This is a genomic window from Priestia sp. P5_B4, assembly GCF_056400385.1.
Window position 1 is genome coordinate 1 of record NZ_JBFULJ010001420.1, and the last position, 629, is coordinate 629.

Consider the following 629-nt stretch of genomic DNA (forward strand, 5'->3'; position numbering starts at 1 on the left):
CCACACATCTGGTGTTTTCACTTGTTCCGCAGCTGTTCGAGGCAACGTCAGAATACCGGTTCCAAGTATAAAATTGATGACAATAATAGCTGTTTGTGGCGTCGTAATACGATCGTTTGAATTTATCATTACCACTGGTTCACTTCCTTTTATCATAAGCTGCTATCCTTTTCGTAGAGAATCTTTGGTATGCATCATCTTTGGACGTCTTTTCATCATCATAAGAGGCATACGGACCATCAAATCTTTCCATTCACTTAAACGATAGGGTACCGCTGGACTCATATAAGATACGCCAAAACTTTTTAGTTTCACCAAATGACTGGTCATAAAAAGGAAAAATAAAACGACTCCATATAATCCAAGTATGGCAGCACATAGCATAGCTATAAAGCGAAGAATACGCAATGAAATCCCGACGCTATATTGCGGAATAGCAAACGATGAAATGGCAGTTAACGCTACAATAATCACTAAAATAGGGCTAACGATTCCTGCCTGCACCGCAGCTTCTCCAATGATTAACCCACCGACAATGCCCATTGCTGGACCAATTGGTTTTGGTAACCTGAGTCCAGCTTCTCTCAAGATTTCGATAGCTATTTCCATGAATAAGGCTTCTATAAGGG

2 protein-coding genes are annotated in these 629 nt (G+C 40.5%); both read right to left on the reverse strand.

The features are described 5' to 3' along the window. On the reverse strand, positions 1–156 hold a 156-nt coding region (locus AC1DRF_RS31340), incomplete at its 3' end, for a GerAB/ArcD/ProY family transporter (protein WP_477742746.1). A 6-nt stretch (positions 157–162) separates the two neighbouring features. Next, the coding region (locus tag AC1DRF_RS31345; RefSeq protein WP_477742745.1) for a spore germination protein at positions 163–629 on the reverse strand (467 nt) is incomplete at its 5' end.